The 14,271-nt window shown below is 67.6% G+C and carries 15 protein-coding genes and 1 pseudogene; 6 read left to right on the top strand and 10 right to left on the bottom strand.

Going from position 1 to position 14,271, the window contains the following annotated elements:
* Nucleotides 1-102: 102 nt before the first annotated feature.
* Nucleotides 103-735 carry a TetR family transcriptional regulator gene (locus NS3_RS00170; RefSeq protein ID WP_067852705.1) on the top strand — a complete coding sequence of 211 codons (633 nt, stop codon included), beginning with the start codon at nucleotides 103-105 and terminating at the stop codon, nucleotides 733-735.
* Nucleotides 736-779: 44 nt separating this feature from the next.
* On the opposite strand, the gene NS3_RS00165 is transcribed toward NS3_RS00170, so the two are convergent.
* Complete coding sequence (locus tag NS3_RS00165) at nucleotides 780-1,532, bottom strand: DUF6585 family protein (RefSeq protein ID WP_245649367.1); 753 nt, start codon at nucleotides 1,530-1,532, stop codon at nucleotides 780-782.
* A 152-nt stretch (nucleotides 1,533-1,684) separates the two neighbouring features.
* Entirely contained in the window at nucleotides 1,685-2,374 is a 690-nt protein-coding gene (locus NS3_RS00160) for a ZIP family metal transporter (protein WP_067852703.1), read from the bottom strand.
* A gap of 388 nt (nucleotides 2,375-2,762) precedes the next feature.
* On the opposite strand from NS3_RS00160, the gene NS3_RS00155 reads away from it, so the two are divergent.
* Together NS3_RS00155 and NS3_RS00150 are read left to right on the top strand one after the other, a co-directional pair.
* On the top strand, nucleotides 2,763-3,395 hold the full coding sequence (locus tag NS3_RS00155) for a TetR/AcrR family transcriptional regulator (protein ID WP_245649365.1): 633 nt from the start codon (nucleotides 2,763-2,765) through the stop codon (nucleotides 3,393-3,395).
* Nucleotides 3,396-3,441: 46 nt separating this feature from the next.
* The gene (locus tag NS3_RS00150; RefSeq protein WP_067852037.1) at nucleotides 3,442-4,302 is read left to right on the top strand and encodes an alpha/beta hydrolase family protein; all 861 of its coding nucleotides are present in this window, start codon (nucleotides 3,442-3,444) and stop codon (nucleotides 4,300-4,302) included.
* Between the two features lie 4 nt (nucleotides 4,303-4,306).
* On the opposite strand, the gene NS3_RS00145 is transcribed toward NS3_RS00150, so the two are convergent.
* Nucleotides 4,307-6,352, bottom strand: a complete 2,046-nt coding sequence (locus NS3_RS00145) for a prolyl oligopeptidase family serine peptidase (protein ID WP_067852035.1) — start codon at nucleotides 6,350-6,352, stop codon at nucleotides 4,307-4,309.
* A 162-nt stretch (nucleotides 6,353-6,514) separates the two neighbouring features.
* Here NS3_RS00145 and NS3_RS00140 point away from each other — a divergent pair, with 162 nt between their 5' ends.
* The 3 genes from NS3_RS00140 to NS3_RS00130 all read left to right on the top strand — a co-directional run bounded on the left by NS3_RS00140 (nucleotide 6,515) and on the right by NS3_RS00130 (nucleotide 9,860).
* Nucleotides 6,515-7,519, top strand: a complete 1,005-nt coding sequence (locus NS3_RS00140; RefSeq protein ID WP_067852033.1) for a dipeptidase — start codon at nucleotides 6,515-6,517, stop codon at nucleotides 7,517-7,519.
* 134 nt (nucleotides 7,520-7,653) lie between these two features.
* On the top strand, nucleotides 7,654-9,057 hold the full coding sequence (gene lpdA, locus NS3_RS00135; protein ID WP_067852031.1) for a dihydrolipoyl dehydrogenase: 1,404 nt from the start codon (nucleotides 7,654-7,656) through the stop codon (nucleotides 9,055-9,057).
* A 98-nt stretch (nucleotides 9,058-9,155) separates the two neighbouring features.
* A complete protein-coding gene (locus tag NS3_RS00130; RefSeq protein ID WP_067852029.1) occupies nucleotides 9,156-9,860 on the top strand; it encodes a polysaccharide deacetylase family protein in 705 nt (234 codons plus the stop codon).
* Between the two features lie 185 nt (nucleotides 9,861-10,045).
* On the opposite strand, the gene NS3_RS00125 is transcribed toward NS3_RS00130, so the two are convergent.
* The 7 genes and pseudogenes from NS3_RS00125 to NS3_RS00105 form a co-directional block, all read right to left on the bottom strand.
* Nucleotides 10,046-10,345 (bottom strand): hypothetical protein, encoded by a 300-nt coding sequence (locus NS3_RS00125; protein ID WP_157101083.1) that lies wholly within the window; start codon nucleotides 10,343-10,345, stop codon nucleotides 10,046-10,048.
* A 234-nt stretch (nucleotides 10,346-10,579) separates the two neighbouring features.
* Nucleotides 10,580-11,092 (bottom strand): nitroreductase/quinone reductase family protein, encoded by a 513-nt coding sequence (locus tag NS3_RS00120; RefSeq protein ID WP_067852025.1) that lies wholly within the window; start codon nucleotides 11,090-11,092, stop codon nucleotides 10,580-10,582.
* A gap of 144 nt (nucleotides 11,093-11,236) precedes the next feature.
* Nucleotides 11,237-11,851, bottom strand: coding sequence for a nucleotidyl transferase AbiEii/AbiGii toxin family protein (locus tag NS3_RS28150; protein WP_281204623.1), 615 nt, complete (start codon nucleotides 11,849-11,851; stop codon nucleotides 11,237-11,239).
* Between the two features lie 61 nt (nucleotides 11,852-11,912).
* Nucleotides 11,913-12,230 (bottom strand): annotated as a pseudogene (locus NS3_RS28145) (type IV toxin-antitoxin system AbiEi family antitoxin); the annotation flags it as partial.
* A gap of 375 nt (nucleotides 12,231-12,605) precedes the next feature.
* On the bottom strand, nucleotides 12,606-13,025 hold the full coding sequence (locus NS3_RS00115) for a PPOX class F420-dependent oxidoreductase (protein ID WP_067852023.1): 420 nt from the start codon (nucleotides 13,023-13,025) through the stop codon (nucleotides 12,606-12,608).
* A 79-nt stretch (nucleotides 13,026-13,104) separates the two neighbouring features.
* Nucleotides 13,105-13,479: a VOC family protein gene (locus NS3_RS00110; RefSeq protein ID WP_067852021.1), complete on the bottom strand. Its 375-nt coding sequence runs from the start codon at nucleotides 13,477-13,479 to the stop codon at nucleotides 13,105-13,107.
* A gap of 101 nt (nucleotides 13,480-13,580) precedes the next feature.
* Nucleotides 13,581-14,144: a carboxymuconolactone decarboxylase family protein gene (locus NS3_RS00105; RefSeq protein WP_067852019.1), complete on the bottom strand. Its 564-nt coding sequence runs from the start codon at nucleotides 14,142-14,144 to the stop codon at nucleotides 13,581-13,583.
* Nucleotides 14,145-14,271 lie beyond the last annotated feature (127 nt).

Here is a 14,271-nt window from a genome sequence, read left to right as displayed (position 1 = left end):
AAGTGTATGGTCAAGATTCGGGGAACCGGCCGGACCGGCCGCGGCATCGGTCGGCTCCCGCGCTCGATAGGCTCGGCGGACAATGATTCCGCGGGAGGGCCGATGCGCACACACGGATGGTCGGGAACGGCGCCGGCCGACGACGCCGAAGCCGTCGACCGCATCCTCGCCGCCGCCCGCGCGGCGATCGAGCGCACCGGCGGAGAGTTCACGATGGCCGAGATCGCCCGCGACCTCGGCGTCACCCGGCAGACCGTGTACCGCTACTTCGCCAACGCCGACGCGCTGCTCGCCGCGACCGCACTGGCCGAGACCGGCCGGTTCCTCGATGTTCTCGCCGCGCATCTGGACCGCATCACCGACCCGGCCCGCGCCGTCGTGGAGGGCATCGCCTACACCCTCGAATCCCTGCCCGAGGACCGCTACCTGAGCTTGCTCCTCACCCCCGGCCGTGCTGGGACCTTTTCCGCCGCGGTCACTTCCGACGCCGCGCTCGCGTTCGGCCGCGCCGTCCTCGGCCGTTTCGCCGTCGACTGGGATCGGGCCGGTTTCGACGGGGCGCGCCTGGACGAACTGGTCGAACACATGCTGCGCATCGTCCAGTCGTTCGTCGTCGATCCCGGCCGCCCGCCGCGCCGGGGCGCCACGCTGCGCGCCTATCTCGACACCTGGGTGGCGCCCGCGATCGCCGGAGCCCGTTCCGCCGGAGCGTCCTCCGGCGGACGCCCCGGCTGACCGCCGGAGCAAGGTGCGGCCGGTGAACGAGTGCCTGATTCGGCTCAGGCCGTGGCGGGCAGGCGGAGTCGCTCGGCGAGTTCGTTGAAGATGTAGAAATTCGGGATGGTGCCGACCGGGACCAGCGAAATCCAGCGGCCGTCGTATTTGATGCGGACCAGTCCGCTACGGGCATCGATGAGCTGGATGTGATCCCAGGAGTAGGATTTTCCGGCGAAGATCAGCGCGTCGAGATTGAGGGCGATGTCGCCGAAATGCGCGGTGTCGCCTTCGTCGATGGTGGTGACGGCGGCGGGCAATTGGGTGGCGGTGATCGCGGATTGGATGGCCCGGGCCCATTCCCGGCCTTCGGCGAATTGGGTCTCGTCGAAACGGGCCCGGGAGCCGTCGGGGCCGGACATCTCCAGGGCGTATTCGACGTGCGCGGTGTTCTGGAAGGGGATCACCTGCTGGCGAACTTCGGCGGTGTCCCACCGGAATCCGGCTACCCGTTCGCCTTTTCGGTAGACGGTCATGCCGTGGTCGAAAATATCGAGGCGGGCGGCGCGGTTTCGATTGTTCAGGTGACCGCGGTAGAGCGCGAGACCCGCGGGCACCATGGCGACCACGCCCACCGCCACGCCGCCCCCGACCGCGCCGACGGCGGCGGTCATGACGGCGACCGCGCCGAGGCAGGCGGCGACGATTCCGCAACCGCGCACGAACGTGTCACTGATGGGCGCGGCGAGAAATGTCTGCCGGTGTGCGCCGAGTTTCAGGTATTCGGCCATCAGATGGACAAGTTGCGTCAGAGACACCGTGCGCCGAACATCGGTTCCGTCCGCACCGTCCTCCGGCCTACTCGGAGTGGTCAATCTTTCCTCCATGCGGCGGTCTGCTCCGCGCGAAAGCGTATTCCACGGGCGTCGATACCGCTACCCGCGGGGGAACTGCGCATCGGCGTGTCCATTCAATCCGCCAGCACGAACGAGACCAGAAATCCGGCGGCGGTGGCCATTCCGATCCACCAACCGCCTTCCCGATAGGCCTCGGGCATCAGCGAATCGGCCAGCACCGCGATGGTCGCGCCGCCGGCGAAAGCCTGCACGGCGGCGACTTGGGTTCCGGTGATCGATTCGGAGAGCGCATGTCCCAGCACCGTCACCGCGACCAGCGCGGCGGTGATGGCGGCCCAGAACAACAGAACGGTGGTGGTGGAGTTCTGCGAGCGCTCGCGCATCAGTGCCGCGCCACCGATCGCCTCGGGCACATTGCCGACGGCGATGGCGACCAGCAGCGCGATCCCGGTACCGGGACCGAGGGAGACGCCGAGCGCGGTGCTCTCCGGTATGCCGTCGAGCACGGCGCCGAGCAACAGCGCCCAGCCGATGGTCGCCGGGCCGAGTTTCGTCTCGATCAGCCGATCGGCCAGCACGTAGAAGCCGGCGCCCAGCAACAACGCGGCACCCGAGATCCACACGCCGGTCCGGCGGAAAGCGGGCTCGAACAGCTCCGTGGAGACCGCGGCGATCATGGTGCCCGCGCCGAACGCCATGAGCGCGCCCAGTCCCGCTTTCGGCAGTGTCCAGCGCAGTCCGACAGCCGCTCCGATCAGCAGCGGCATCGCGGCGCCGAGTCCGTACAAGAGCGCGGTCAGCATCGGAGAGCCCTCATAGGTCGACATTAGGGCCCGGCCGCCCGATTCGCCCGCCGTCCATGCCGATGACGCGCGGATGGCCGCGGTTGAAAAAATTCTAGAAAACTTCGGCTAAGTCTTTCCCGGTCGCGGGGCAGTCGGTATCGTCCCCCTCGGCAAACAGGTGGTGACGATTCGTCGCACCGCTCGGTCGCTGCCGCTTGGTCGGGAAGTCTGCTGCCCGCCCCGGATCGTGCGGCGGCAACTGTCCATCCTTGCCGGACGAGAAGTCACCCGATGACCGATCAGCCGGTGCGAGACAACTTTCGGCTAACGCGCGGTGAGTCGGACGTTGGAACGAAGGGCCCGATCCATGACGAGGGGATCGGGCCCTTCGGTATTGTCTGGCCCAATGTCACAGGATGCGAATACGGGACGAATGTATGCCGGGCAACCCGTAGAGGACCGGCAACGCCAGCGGCGTGCGCGTTTTCTGGAATCAGGACTGACGGTTTTCGCGCGCGACGGCTACGCCAACAGTTCGGTGGGCGCCATCTGCAAGGACGCCGGATTGTCCTCGCGGCAGTTCTACGAGGAGTTCACCGGCCGCGAATCCCTGCTGCTCGAGCTGTACGAGCAGATCGACCGGGAGTCGCGCGACGCGGTGACCACCGCCCTGGAGGGCAATGCTTCGGCCACCGCGCTGCAGCGGCTCGACGCGGCGGTGCGCGCCTACATCGAGACCATCGGCTCCGATCCGCGCAAGGCCCGGGTCGCGCTGGTCGAAGTGGTCGGCGCCGGACCGAAGGTGGAGAAGTTCCGTCTCGATCTACGTCGCATGTGGGGCGCGCTACTGGCGAGCGCGACCGAGGACGCGGCCCTGCAGGGGGAGATCCCGCCCGGTGACTACGAGATGCGCGTGCTGGCGATCATCGGCGCGGTCAACTACGTGGTCGATTCGTGGAGCGGAGCGGATCCGCGCCCGCCCCTCGACGATGTGATCGGGGTGCTCAGCCGGGTCATCATGGGGGCCGTGCGCGCCTGAGCCGCAACGCGCTCCGGACCCGCGCGGACGGGAGTACCCTGCGCGAATGCGGACCGTTCCCATCCAGATGCCGGACGGCAGCAGCATTCCGGTGCGGCTGATCCCGGCCGAGGGCAGTCATCGGCATCCGGTCACCCTCGATACGCCCCGCCCGGTGATCGTGATCATGCCGGGCCTGGGCGTGCCCGGCGCCTACTACGAATATTTCGCCCGTCAGCTCGCGGCGCGCGGATTCGACGTCGCCATCGGTGAACTACGCGGCAACGGCGACAGCAGGCCCCGCCCCGGCCCCGCGAGCACCTACGGCTACCACGAACTGGTCTCGGTCGATTTCCCGGCGATCTTCGGCGTGGTGCGTGAGGAATTCCCCGACAGCACTCCCTATCTGCTCGGCCACAGCATGGGCGGGCAACTGTCGGTGATGTACGCGGCGCGGGTGCGCGGCAGGCTCGGCGGGCTCATCCTGATCGCCTCCGGTACCCCCTACTACCGCGGCTACCGCGGACTGGCCGGTCCCGGCCTGTTGTTCGGCACCACCGCGGCCACGCTCACCGCGACTCTGGTCGGCTTCTGGCCGGGACACAAGATCGACGTGGGCGGCTTCGGCCCGCAGTCGAAGGTGCTGATCTCGGACTGGGCGCGGCTGTCGCGCACCGGCCGGTTCGTCCCGGTCGGCGCCGACATCGACTACGAGGAGCGCATTTCCCGGCTGAAACTGCCGATCCTGTCGGTGACCATGGAGGGCGACGAGTTGACCCCGCCGACATCGGCACGGCATCTGCTGGCCAAGATGCCCGAGGCCGAGGTCACCACCTGGCACGAGCCGAAGCGGCTGGGGCACAACGGCTGGATTCCCGACCCGGCCGACACCGTCGACCGGATCGAGAAGTGGCTGCGCGATCGCTGATCGGTCAGCCGCCCATGAGCATCTGGGTGAAGAACTCGTAGATCAGCGCCGCCTGGAATGCCATCTGCTTGTTGTCGGCCGCGCCGCCGTGCCCGCCCTCGATGTTCTCGTGGTACCAGAAGGTGTGGCCCTGCTCCTCGAGCAGCGCGGCCATCTTGCGGGCGTGGCCGGGGTGCACGCGGTCGTCGCGGGTGGAGGTGGTGAGCAGGATCGGCGGGTACTCGGCGTCGGCCCGCACGTTCTGATACGGCGAGTACTCGCTGATGTAGGCCCATTCCTCCGGCTTGTCCGGGTCGCCGTACTCGGCCATCCAGGACGCGCCCGCCAACAGCAGGTGGTAACGCTTCATGTCCAGCAGCGGCACCTGGCAGACGATGGCGCCGAACAGTTCCGGGTAGCGGGTGAGCATGACGCCCATGAGCAGGCCACCGTTGCTGCCGCCGACAGCGCCGAGTTGCCCGGGCGTGGTGATGCCGCGCGCCACCAGATCCCGTGCGACGGCCGCGAAGTCCTCGTAGACCCGATGCCGGTGCTCCTTTTGCGCGGACGTGTGCCACTCGGGGCCGTATTCGCCGCCGCCGCGGATATTGGCCATCACCCAGGTGCCGCCGCGTTCGAGCCAGCCCATGCCGGACGCGCCGCTGTAGGCGGGGGTGCGGGAGACCTCGAAGCCGCCGTAGCCCGACATCACCGTGGGTCCCGGCGTGCCGCGGTGGTCGCGGTGGCGGATCACGAAGTAGGGAACCCGCGTCCCGTCGTCGGAGGTGGCGAAGAACTGCTCGGTCTCGATGCCCTCGGCGTCGAAGAACTGCGGTTCCTGTTTCAACGTGGCGGTCGGCCCGCCCACCGACCCGGACAACAGGGTCGCCGGGGTCGTGAAACCGCTTGTGGTGAGCATGAACTCGTCGCCGCCCTCGAGCGGGTCGAGGTTGATGACGCTGGTGGTGGCCATCGGCGGGGCGTCGGCCAGCGGTTCGATCGTCCAGTGGCCCGGGGTGAGCACGTGCAACTTGGTCTGCACGTCCTGCAGGGTGATCAGCAGCAGGTAGTTCTCGGTCCAGCCGTAGCCGTGCAGGGAGGTGTGGGCGTCGGGGGTGAACAGCACCTGGAAATCGCGTTCCCCGGCGAGGAAGCGCTCGAAGTCGGTGGCCAGCAGCGCGCCGGTCGGGTAGGTCCGCCCGCCGACCTCCCACGGCGAGCGCAGTCGCACCAGCAGCCAGTCCTTGTACCAGGATTCGCTGGCATCGGTCGGCACGTCCAGCAGTCGCGGGGTGCCGTCGGGGTCGATCAGGTAGACCTCTTCGTTGAAGAAGTCGGTGGCGCGGCCGACGAAATGCCGCTCGTAGCCGGGGGTGCGGTCGTAGCCCGCCGACACCGCGACGTCACCGGGCTCGCCCTCGAAGACCACGTCGGCCTGCGCCAGGTCGGTGCCGCGCGTCCAGCGCTTGGCGATGCGAGGGTAGCCCGAATCGGTCAGCGACCCTGGCCCGAAGTCGGTGCCGACGTACACCTGGTCGATATCGATCCAGCGGATCTCGGACTTGGCCTCGGGCAGGACGTAACCGCCCTCCTCGGCCGGGATGAACCGCCGGGTCTCGATGTCGAATTCCCGCACCACCTTGGCGTCCGCGCCGCCGCGGGACAGGCTGATCAACGCGCGATGTTGCTGGGGGCGCAGCACGGCCGCCCCGCCCCACACCCAGTTCTCGTCCTCGGCCTCGGCCAAGGCGTCCAAGTCGATGAGCACGTCCCACTGTGGTGCGGGACGCGCGTACTCCTCGAAGGTGGTGCGCCGCCACAGTCCACGCGGATGGTCGGCGTCGCGCCAGAAGTTGTACAGCCACCGGCCGCGCCGGCCCGGGTAGGCGATCTTGGTGTCGGTGTCGAGCATGTCGAGAATGCGCTGTTCGAGCCCGCCGAACCGGTCGGTGGCCGCGAAGCGCCGCGCGACCACCTCGTTGTGGGCTCTGGCCCAGTCCAAAGCGCGCTCGTCGGTCACTTCCTCGAGCCACAAATACGGGTCGGTTACGTTGTGCTCCACGCCGCTCATGCCCACATTGTCTCCGAGCCGATCGCCGGGTGTGTGCGCGGTCGGCCGATGCGAGCCGCGCGCCGGGCGCGAAGGATGCCCGGTGTTCGCCCGCGCCCGCGCGGGACAACCGCTGCGGCTCAATAGGATCGAACTCCACACGAGCGAACAGGAGTCCTGGCGTTGGCGCCCTTCCTCTGGGAACAGCACTGCTGCCTGCCGTTGTCGCCGCGCGCCGACATCGCCGAACTGGCCCGTTATCCGCTCGGCTCGTACCTGTCGGTCAATGTCGGCTACTCCCGGCAGTCGACCGCCGACACTCTCGAACTGCTGCACGCCTTCCGCAGCGCGGCGGGTGCGGACGGCCGATTCCGGCTGGTACACAGTCTCGACGATGTGGCCGCGGTCGCCGATGCCGAGCAACCGGACCGCATCGCGCTGGCCTTCGACCTCGAGGACGCAGGCCCGCTCGGCGGCGATCTGGACAATGTCGCGCGCTTTCGCGACTTGGGTGTGCGCTCCTTGCTGCCCGCCTACAACCACGCCAACGCCGCGGGCGGCGGCTGTCTCGACGCCGTCGACACCGGCCTCACGCGATATGGGATCGACCTGGTGCGCGCGCTCAACGAGGCAGGGGTCTTCGCCGACGGCTCGCACTGTTCCCGCCGCACCGGCCTGGAGCTGGCCGAGCACACGCGCGTCCCGATGATCTACAGCCATTCGAATTTCGCCGCGCTGTGGGAGCATCCGCGCAATATCACCGACGAGCAGGCCCGCGCGTGCGCGCGAACCGGTGGTGTCGTCGGTGTCAACGGCGTGGGCATCTTCCTCGGCGTGAACGGGCCCGGTCAGCGCGCCGAACGGATCGAGGCGATGGCGGATCAGATCGAGTACGGCGCCGAACTGCTCGGCATCGAGCACATCGGCATCGGCTCGGACCACTCGTTCGACGCCGAGGACTTCAACGCCGAGCTGTTCGGTAATCCCGGCGCGTTCTCCGAGGTCTACACCCGTTGGGGCCCGCTGCAGTGGATCGCGCCGGAGGACCTGATCGGCCCACGGGAGGCGCCCGGGCTGGACGAGGTGCTTGCCGGGCGCGGCTTCGGTCCCGATGACCTGGACGCGGTCTTCGGCGGCAATTTCCGCCGCGTCGCCGGGGAGGTCTGGGCAGGCTGTCCGGCGCATTGATAGCAATGTCAAATGAGTCGCGTCCGGCGCTTTCGTTCGTGGCGTGCTCGTCCGGGCCGTGCGCTGTGTCCGGCATCTCACCGATGCGGGGGCGCGGTGGGTGAACTCCGGGCGGCGGAGTTAGGCTCGATGCCGTGACTTCCCACTACGATGTCGTCGTTCTCGGTGCTGGTCCCGGCGGGTACGTCGCCGCGATCCGCGCCGCTCAACTCGGCCTGCGAACAGCGATTGTCGAGCAGAAATACTGGGGTGGTGTGTGCCTGAACGTGGGCTGCATCCCGTCGAAGGCGCTGCTGCGCAATGCGGAGCTGGCCCATATCTTCCACAAGGAAGCCAAGACGTTCGGAATCTCCGGCGACGTCAGCTTCGACTTCGGCGCGGCGTTCGACCGTAGCCGCAAGGTCGCCGACGGCCGGGTCAAGGGCGTCCACTTCCTGATGAAGAAGAACAAGATCGACGAATACGACGGGACGGGCAGCTTCACCGACGCGAACACCCTGTCGGTCGATCTGACCAAGGGCGGGACGGAGTCGATCACCTTCGACAACGCCATCATCGCCACCGGCACCGTCACCAAGCTGCTGCCGGGCACCTCGCTGAGCAAGAACGTGGTGACCTACGAGGAGCAGATCCTCACCCGTGACCTGCCCGGCTCCATCCTCATCGTGGGTGCGGGCGCGATCGGCATGGAGTTCGGCTACGTCCTGAAGAACTACGGCGTGGACGTGCGGATCGTGGAGTTCCTCGACCGCGCGCTGCCGAACGAGGACGCCGACATCTCCAAGGAGATCACCAAGGCCTACAAGAAGCTCGGCATCACCATCACCACCGGTGCGGCCGTGCAGTCCATCGATGACGACGGTTCGAAGGTCACCGTCGCGATCAAGGACAACAAGTCCGGCGCGGTCGAGACCGTCACCGTCGACAAGGTGCTGCAGGCGGTCGGCTTCGCCCCGCGTGTGGAGGGCTTCGGTCTGGAGAACACCGGGGTGGCGCTGACCGAGCGCGGCGCCATCGCCATCGACGACTACATGCGCACCAATGTGGGGCACATCTACGCCATCGGTGACGTCACCGCGAAGCTGCAGCTCGCGCACGTGGCCGAGGCGATGGGCGTGGTCGCCGCCGAGACCATCGCGGGCGCGGAGACGATGGCTTTCGGCGACTACCGGATGATGCCGCGCGCCACCTTCTGCCAGCCGCAGGTGGCCAGCTTCGGCCTCACCGAGGAGCAGGCCCGCGCCGAGGGCTACGACGTGAAGGTCGCGACCTTCCCGTTCACCGCCAACGGCAAGGCGCACGGCCTGGGCGACCCCAACGGCTTCGTCAAGCTGATCGCCGACAACCGCTACGGCGAACTGCTCGGCGGTCACCTCATCGGCCCCGACGTCTCCGAGCTGCTGCCGGAGCTGACGCTGGCCCAGAAGTGGGACCTCACCGTCAACGAACTCGCCCGCAACGTGCACACGCACCCGACGCTGAGCGAGGCGCTGCAGGAGGCCATCCACGGCCTGGCCGGACACATGATCAACTTCTGAATCTCGTTGCGTGACAGCGCCTGTGTCCCGTGTGGGCCGGGCGCTGTCGTCGTTCGCGGGGGCGTGCGCCGGTTGCCGAGGTGTGCTTCGATGGCCTGATGCGTCGCAGTGGATGGATAGGCACCGCCGTCGGCCTGGTAGTCGTCCTGCTGGTCACGGTCGGCGGATACCAGTTGATCAGCGCGCGTTCCTATCAGCTGGCAGGGGAGCTCGTGGACCGCGTCGACACCCCGCAGAAGGTCGTCGCGCTCACCCTCGACGACGGACCGAGCGACCGCACCCCCGAGGTGCTGCGCGTACTGGCGGACCTGGACGTCCCCGCCACCTTCTACCTCAACGGCCGTGACATCGACGCCCGGCCCGAGCACGCGCGTTCCATCGTCGAGGCGGGCCACGAACTCGGCAACCACACCTATACGCATCGCCGCATGGTCTTCGTCTCGCCCGGCGTCGTGCGCGAGGAGGTCGAGAAGACCGACACCGCGATCCGAGCCGCCGGCTACCAGGGCTCGATCACCTTCCGCCCGCCCTACGGCAAGAAGCTCTGGTTCCTGCCCAAGTATCTGTCCGACCACGACCGCACCACGGTCATGTGGGACGTCGAGCCGGACTCCGGTGTCACCGCGAAGGCCGCCACCATCGCCGAGCAGGCCGTCCGGGAGACCCGCCCCGGCTCGGTCATCCTGTTGCACGTCATGTACGGCAACGCCGCCGAATCCCTTGCCGCCATTCCGCGGATCGTCGAGGATCTGCGTGCCCAGGGTTACCGCTTCGTCACCGTCTCGGAACTGATCGGGGGCTGATCGCCCCGCGTAACCGTAAGCCGGTACACGGCGCGGAGATCGGAGGATAGCCGGTCTGTGGATAATCGCCGGAAGACAGGTCAGCCCGGGGCGCGAACCCCTGGGCTGATCCATGTCGGTTCAACCTCGGGTAGCGGGTCGAGATTCGGCTGCCCGGGGTGTCTTCGAGCGTGCCGCTCGAATGTTCAGTCCTCAGGGCCGGCGACCAGGTACTCCTTCAGAAGGACTGCACCAGGCTCGAGATCTGGGAATTCCAGGTCGACGGGACCGCTGAGGAACATGATCTTGATGTAGGCATCGGGATCGACATCGGCGAAGGGGGCCAGCGAGAACCGCTGTTTGTTCTGGAACTTGTCGAGTAGTTCGATCTCGAGGCTGTCGCCGCCTTCCACCCCGTGCTTGCGGATGAGGGTGGCCAGGGTGGGGCGTTCAGGAACCCGGTCGAGCAGCGGCGCGAAGTGCTGGACCGACTCCGCATCACTCACTTCGCCGATGATCTGAATCTTGGTAATCAACGTCGAGCCTCTCGGTAGCTGTCACAAAACAGGCGTTGCGGCTGTTCGAGTCTCCGACGAAGCCTGTTGCCGCTCCCTCGGGACGCACAGGGCCCGCGTCAGAGTTCGGCCGATGCCAACTCTCCAGCCGCGGCGTCCTGTGTCTGCTGCGTAGTCCGGTGCGCACCATTCGACGCACCGCGGCAGGGAGGTTCCTGGTAATGCTCAGCCCTCGCCGTCGAGGGTCAGCACGACCAGCGGCATCGGCCGGTCGACCTTGGACTGGAAATCCGCCAGCAGGGGGTGGTTGGCCAGCGCCCAGGCCGCGAACTCGTCGTAGTCCGCGCCTTCGAGCACCTTGCCGGTCGCCTGGTAGGTCTTGTCCCGGAGCTCCACAGTGACCTGCGGATTCGCCTTGATGTTGTACCACCAAGCCGGGTACCTGTCTTCCATGAACGAGCTCACGAACATGGTGTCGCCCCGGTACAGGGGGCCCAGCGGAGTCGTGTGCCGCTTGCCGCTCTTGGCTCCCGTGGTGGTGAGCAGGATCAGGTCCCCGCCCGCGTAAGCGCCGCCCACCTTGCCCGAGTTCTCCCGGAACTCCTTGATCACATCATCGTTCCAGTCGGCGATGCTGTCCTGCGGGTCCCAAGCCTGGTTCCACGGCGCGTTCGGATCGTTGTAGTCGGTGATGTCGGTCTGATCCGGCTGTCCCGCAGTCGCTTCGGTTTCGCTCATGATTCGAGTGTGTCCCGGAATCAGGACAGTTACCGTCCTAATTCGTTCGCCTGTCGCGGCGCGGGGTGGTCAGGACGGAATGGGGGTGTGCCGGGCGAACTCGGTGGCACGAGTGAGGTCCATGACTCGATACCGACCGCCGCTTCACTCGTAGTCGGTGCCGGATCGGTCCGGCGAGAGGCGTGCCCATGCCGTGCGGACGGCCCGCAGTGCCTCCTCGGCCGTGACGGTCAGCCGAGTCTGGCCCGCGAGTTGCGATTTCCAGTCGTCCTCGGCCGGTGGCCGATCGAAAAGGTGCGCTCCCGGCAGCCTGTTCGTCGGGCCATAGCGTCGATACAGCTCTGCTGCTCTCAGGTCGATCCCGCCTATCGTGTTCAATGCCCAGAGGTCCCAAAGATCACGTGGTGCGCGGCGGTCGTGCCAGGTCGCTGTTTTGGCGGCGGCAAAGGCAGGCAGAGTGGGCACGGACAACTCAGCCGGTGGCGCGTCCCGATAGCGCTGTTCGACAACACGGTGCTCGGTCGGCCAGAGAACCCGGCCTTGCGATGAGAGCAGTTGGATCTTCACCGACAAGCCTCGTGCCGAGACGAGTTTGGCGGCAGAGGTATTCGCGATATCGCTCAGAGCCGGTGCCCACTCCAATCTGCCGTGACTGCGTGCCACGGCGCGAGGAAGAGCCGCGTCGAGTGCTGCTGCGAGCGCGGGCCGGCTGTCGAGAGCCACCAGATCGATGTCCTCGCTGAGTCGGCCATCTGTCAGATGTTCCGGTGTCCCCCCAGGTTTCGGCGCGGCGAAGCGCGGCGTCGAGGCGTTGTGTCGCCGCGAGTTGTGCGAGTCGGTCGTGATCGCTGCGAGCGTAGAGCGTCGCGACGGCCGCTGAGACGTCTGCCTCGGCGTTTCCCAGCTTCGGTCGTTTCGCGAGGTCCAGAACGGTCTGTTCGACACTCGTCGCAAGGGCAGGGCCGAGTGGGGTCTCGACGCGCTCGGCGTCCAGCGCGTCGGTGTCACGTCGGACGAAACGGATCACGGCCGGGCGGTCCGACAAGGTGATAGGTCGATGTTGCTGAGGTACGGCGACGACCGCGGTGGCCAAGGCGCGTGGAACAGCCCCCCACACCCGTGCCGCGCTGACTCCCATAAGAATCGCGTTGTCCGCTCCGTAGATCGACGAGGCGATGCCTGCGGCCGCTGCTTCGAGACTTGGCAGCCAGGCGCGCCCGACGTGCTCGGGGGGAACGACGACGTAATAGCCGCGTGCCACTCGATGGAGCAGTCCCATATGGCTCAGGCGGGCGATCTCGGGCCGAGGATGGGCATATGTACCGGTCACGTCCTGCGGGCGGATCGTTTGGAGGGGCCTCCGCCACAGGTCGGCAGGGACTGGTGTGCTGCGATGATTCGCCACGGCCGCCCTTCCTGGTCGAGTATGCATTTCGTAGGCCTTTACCCTACGAAATGCATACTAATGATCCGGCGTCGAAGGCGTACGTCATTGTCCAGGGTCGCTACGAAGTCAGTCGCGGAGGAGACCGTAGGCGCGGGTGGGCGTGAGGCGGGCGAGGACGCGGCGGTCGCGGACCATGGCTCGGCGGTAGTCGTCCCAGTCGGGGTGTTCGCCCGCGCCCGCGCGGTAGTAGGCGATGAGGGCTTCCACGGCGGGGTCGTGGGGGTCGGTGGCGATGCCGGTGAGGTCGACGTCGCATTCCAGGACGGCGTAGGAGTGGAAGTCGTCGCTGGTGACGTGCAGAGCGGCCCAGGGGGTGCGGTGCAGATTGTGGTACTTGGCGCGGTCGGCGGTGATCGAGATGAGTATCCGGTCGTCGTCCACCACGTGCAGGACGTTGGAGAGTTGGGGGCGGCCGTCGCGGCGCAGGGCGGTCAGGACGGAATGGGGGGTGTGCCGGGCGAACTCGATGGCGCGAGTGAGGTCCATGCTCGGTGCAACAGGGCCGGGGGCGGTCGCGTTCCCGGGCGGGGAGGGCCGCCGGTGAGGCGGCGGCCCTCGGTCCGGATCAGACCCACTGCACCAGCTGGAAGATGATGCCGTTCGGGTCGCGCATCTGGAAGTAGCGCTCGCCCCACTCCTCGGTCTCGATCGGGGTGACGATCGGGACGCCTTCGCCGCGCAGTCGCTCGTACTCCGCGTCGATGTCGGTGACCACGAAGACGACGAGCAGGCCCTCGCCGGCGCTGCCCGCGATCTCGGCGGGCTTGAAGGTGGGCAGGCCGGTGCGCAGGAAGATCAGATTCCCGGCGTCCGGGCGGGTGAGCGAGACGAAGCCGTCGGCGGACATCTGCTCGGTGAACCCGAAGTGCTCGGTGACGAAGCGGGCCGATGCGGCGGGGTCCGCGACGTTCAGGGACAGGGCGGTGGCGGTGATCTGCAAATCTGCTCCAGGGTGTCGACGACGGGAACTCCGTACATAGTACACCGTACATCGTACGGTTATTCCCGGCGTGGAAAAGTAGCCGCCGGCCGCCGGGCGGGTCAGAAGCGGTCGCGCTGGATGCGCAGTGCGGTGATGGTCGAGGCCAGGCCCTCGTACTGGTTGACCAGGAGCACGATCTCGATGAGTCTGCGCTCGTCGTAGTGCGCGGACAGCTCGGCCCACGCGGTGTCGTCGATGTCGCGGGTGGTGACCAACTGGTCGACCGCGGTCAGCAGGGCGCGACGCTTGCCCGACCAGGCCGGGTCGGCGGGGCCGGTGCGCACCTGTTCCAGGATCGCCGGGGTGATGCCCGCGCGCTTGCCCAAGCGGATGTGGTGGTCCATCTCGTAGTCGCAAGCACGCAGGTGGGCTACGCGGAGAATGACGAGTTCGGACTCGTGGCGGGACAGTCTGCCGCCGGGCATGAGCTTTCCGGAGAAGTGCAGCCAGCCGCGGAACAGCCCCCCGGTTCGGCCCAGGGTGCTGAACAGCTGGGCGTCACCGGTGCCCGCGGCGCGCGAAAGAACCTGCCAGACAAGCCAGTTGATCGGTCCGAGTTGGCGGAATCGGCCCGGATCGATGCGTGCCCGTGACGAGGACGTCGCCGGTGTTCTCCAGGACATTGCCGCTGCCTCCCGCCGTCGGATCGTCCGGACGGTGCCGCCGGACCGTGCGCCGAGCCTACCCGCCGGACACCTCCTCGGGAGTTCGTCGCTCCTGCGGTGGTTTTCGATGGCCCGGCCCGGCAAT

Origin of the sequence: Nocardia shimofusensis NBRC 100134, assembly GCF_001613125.1 — a bacterium.
Taxonomy (GTDB): domain Bacteria; phylum Actinomycetota; class Actinomycetes; order Mycobacteriales; family Mycobacteriaceae; genus Nocardia; species Nocardia shimofusensis.
Note: the sequence above shows the minus strand (reverse complement) of the source record. Positions and strands in the feature narration are given on the sequence as shown.